The 2,382-nt window shown below is 65.6% G+C and carries 7 protein-coding genes; 5 read left to right on the top strand and 2 right to left on the bottom strand.

The features are described from left to right. From IE095_RS18080 to IE095_RS18070, 3 genes are all read left to right on the top strand, one after another. Nucleotides 1-251, top strand: a 251-nt coding sequence (locus IE095_RS18080; RefSeq protein WP_189413669.1) for a hypothetical protein, incomplete at its 5' end; no start/stop codon positions are given. After that, a complete protein-coding gene (locus tag IE095_RS18075; protein WP_189413667.1) occupies nucleotides 248-460 on the top strand; it encodes a DUF7220 family protein in 213 nt (70 codons plus the stop codon). The genes IE095_RS18080 and IE095_RS18075, both read left to right, overlap by 4 nt. A 3-nt stretch (nucleotides 461-463) precedes the next feature. After that, nucleotides 464-1,000, top strand: coding sequence for a phage terminase small subunit P27 family (locus IE095_RS18070; protein WP_189413665.1), 537 nt, complete (start codon nucleotides 464-466; stop codon nucleotides 998-1,000). A gap of 92 nt (nucleotides 1,001-1,092) precedes the next feature. Here the strand turns inward: IE095_RS18070 and IE095_RS18065 are convergent, their stop codons facing one another. Together IE095_RS18065 and IE095_RS18060 are read right to left on the bottom strand one after the other, a co-directional pair. Beyond that, a complete protein-coding gene (locus IE095_RS18065) occupies nucleotides 1,093-1,401 on the bottom strand; it encodes a DUF3489 domain-containing protein (RefSeq protein WP_189413663.1) in 309 nt (102 codons plus the stop codon). Nucleotides 1,402-1,527: 126 nt separating this feature from the next. Further along, nucleotides 1,528-1,698 carry a hypothetical protein gene (locus IE095_RS18060; RefSeq protein ID WP_189413661.1) on the bottom strand — a complete coding sequence of 57 codons (171 nt, stop codon included), beginning with the start codon at nucleotides 1,696-1,698 and terminating at the stop codon, nucleotides 1,528-1,530. A gap of 40 nt (nucleotides 1,699-1,738) precedes the next feature. Here IE095_RS18060 and IE095_RS18055 point away from each other — a divergent pair, with 40 nt between their 5' ends. Then, nucleotides 1,739-1,906, top strand: coding sequence for a hypothetical protein (locus IE095_RS18055; RefSeq protein ID WP_229804942.1), 168 nt, complete (start codon nucleotides 1,739-1,741; stop codon nucleotides 1,904-1,906). A gap of 22 nt (nucleotides 1,907-1,928) precedes the next feature. Beyond that, the coding region (locus tag IE095_RS18050) for a recombinase family protein (protein ID WP_189413656.1) at nucleotides 1,929-2,382 on the top strand (454 nt) is incomplete at its 3' end.

Genomic DNA, 2,382 nt, shown 5'->3' with positions numbered 1-2,382 from the left:
TGAAGACCCAAGCCGGTTGGCGCGAGACTGCCCCGATCAACTATGGGGTTCCCGAACCTGCGGTCGAGGAGGAAAATTCCGGCGCACGCGCACGCATCCTCGCCATGTTGGACGAGATGGCCACGCGACAGGCGCAGGCGGCGATTGCCGAACACAACAGAATGCTCGGCGCGTCGGGCACGCCGGTTGCAGTCCCCGCAACCCTTGCGGTGCCTTACCAATCGGCAGACCGTTCGGGAGACAGGTCATGAAGCAATCCCGTCGTCGCTCCCTGATCGAGGCCTGCGCCCATGTGGTTCTGGGCTATGCTCTGGCCGTCGCCCTGCAGCTGGTGCTCTATCCCGCCTATGGCCTGCACCCTTCCGTCGCCCAGTCCATGAAGCTGGCGCTGTGGTTCAGCCTGCTGTCCTTGGCGCGCAGCTATGCTTTGCGGCGGTTCTTCAACTGGCTGGGAGGATGAACCATGACCTTGGGTCGTCGCCCGCAACCGACCGCCCTGCGCCGGGCCGCAGGCAATCCCGGCAAGCGGGCCTGGAATCATGACGAGCCGCAGCCGCCCGAGACCATGCCCGAGTGTCCACCCCATCTGGACGGCGAAGCACAGGCGGAATGGCATCGATTGGCCAGCACCCTGCACCAGATGGGGGTGCTGACCACGGTCGATCGGGCGGCGATGGCGGCCTATTGCCAGTGCTGGGGCCGTTGGGTCGAGGCGGAGGAGAAGCTGAAGGTGACGCCGATCATGTTGAAATCGCCCTCAGGCCATGTCCAGCAATCGCCCTGGCTATCCATCGCCAACCGGCAGCTGGAGCTGATGGGGCGGTTCATGACCGAACTGGGCCTGACCCCGGCGGCGCGGTCGCGGATTGTCAGTCTGCGCGAGGCGGAACCTGCACAAGAGCCGGTCACGGTGGTGCGCCTGATCGTTGGCCCCGAGGATCGCGACCATCCCGCACTGGCCAATGAGGTGATGATCTCAGGCCCGGATGCACGCCTCTGAGACAGGCAGCAATGGCTGGGGCGGTCCGGTGGACGGCACCCCCCCTTGCGGCTGCGAAGGCAAAGACCCCCGCAGCCGCCATTCTATGGGCATCAAAGCTTCTGCGCCACCAGTCGCCAGACCCTGCCGCGATCCTCGGTCTTCTCGTTCGTCACCTGCAATCCCTGCTTCTTCAGCGATCCCGCCATGGCCCCGCGCACACTGTGCCCCTGCCAACCCGTCGCCGCCTGCATCTCGGCCAGCGTCGCCCCTTCCGCCCGTTCCAGCGCCTGAACCAGCAGGGCGAGCTTGCTGCCTGCCCGGAACGGGGTATGGGGAGGCGTATCGCTTGCGGAAGCCCTTGTGCTGTTCGTCTCTGTATCCGCCTCTGCCGCAATCTCGGTCTTGCTGTTCTTTGCCATGGTCTGTCTCCGCTATCCCGAGGGCACCATGCCCTCCTACAGGGCCAGCCCCGCACGGGGCGGGGGGCAGAAAGGCGAGGAGTGCGACCTTGGGGCCGTCACGACTTCAGGGCGTCACGCTAGCCGTCACGGCGAACTGTCGCGGGCGTCCTGCAGGGCCTCACGCAATCGAGCCAGCCCTGCCACATCGGTCCAGTTGATCACCGTAGGGTCGGTGTGGAAATGGTCGGCGCTGCGCTGCGCCAGTTCCGCCAGCAGGGCGTCGATGGCCCGCTTGTGTTCGATGAAGGCGTCCATTGCGCTGCGTTTGTCAGACGGGCGGCGAGTCGGGTTCAGCATGGTGGTCTCCGCGTGCGAAGGCTTCGGGCTGACCCAGATTCGCTCTGAACGCGAACCACATCAAGTCAATAAGATGCTGTTCTTGAACAATAAAGCGAGCCACCGCACCAACTTTGACTACGTCCCCGCCCGCACCCATGGTACGTTCCTGCGCAACGAACGTTAGGCAGTTGTGTACAGGGGGCGGGATGGCGGAAGGTTTGCGGCTGGTGGCATACGAACGGGTTTCGACCGCCCGGCAGGGCCAATCCGGTCTTGGCCTCGAGGCGCAGCGCAAGGTGATCGAGGATCACGCCCGCCAGACAGGGGCCATCTTGGCGGGCCGCTTCACCGAGGTGGAAAGTGGGCGCAAGGCCGACCGGCCGGAACTGGGCAAAGCGCTGCATCTGGCGAAGGTGACTGGGGCCACTTTGGTCATCGCCAAGCTGGACCGCTTGTCCCGCAACGCGGCCTTCCTGCTGGCCCTGCGCGACTCCGGCGTCCGGTTCCTCGCCTGCGATATGCCCCAAGCCAATGATCTGACCGTAGGCATCATGGCCCTTGTCGCCGAAGCCGAACGCGAGGCCATCTCGCGCCGCACCAAGGAGGCCCTCGCCGCTGCCCGCGCCCGTGGCACCAAGCTCGGCAATCCCAACGGCGCTG

The organism is Neogemmobacter tilapiae (genome assembly GCF_014652215.1).
In the GTDB taxonomy this organism is placed as follows: Bacteria; Pseudomonadota; Alphaproteobacteria; order Rhodobacterales; family Rhodobacteraceae; genus Neogemmobacter; species Neogemmobacter tilapiae.
Note: the sequence above shows the minus strand (reverse complement) of the source record. Positions and strands in the feature narration are given on the sequence as shown.

Bases quoted from the DNA above. Each gene is read 5' to 3' on its own strand.
- IE095_RS18075 (WP_189413667.1), top strand. From the start codon at position 248: ATGAAGCAATCCCGTCGTCGCTCCCTGATCGAGGCCTGCGCCCATGTG.
- IE095_RS18070 (WP_189413665.1), top strand. From the start codon at position 464: ATGACCTTGGGTCGTCGCCCGCAACCGACCGCCCTGCGCCGGGCCGCA.
- IE095_RS18065 (WP_189413663.1), bottom strand. From the start codon at position 1,401: ATGGCAAAGAACAGCAAGACCGAGATTGCGGCAGAGGCGGATACAGAG.
- IE095_RS18060 (WP_189413661.1), bottom strand. From the start codon at position 1,698: ATGGACGCCTTCATCGAACACAAGCGGGCCATCGACGCCCTGCTGGCG.
- IE095_RS18055 (WP_229804942.1), top strand. From the start codon at position 1,739: ATGGTGGTCTCCGCGTGCGAAGGCTTCGGGCTGACCCAGATTCGCTCT.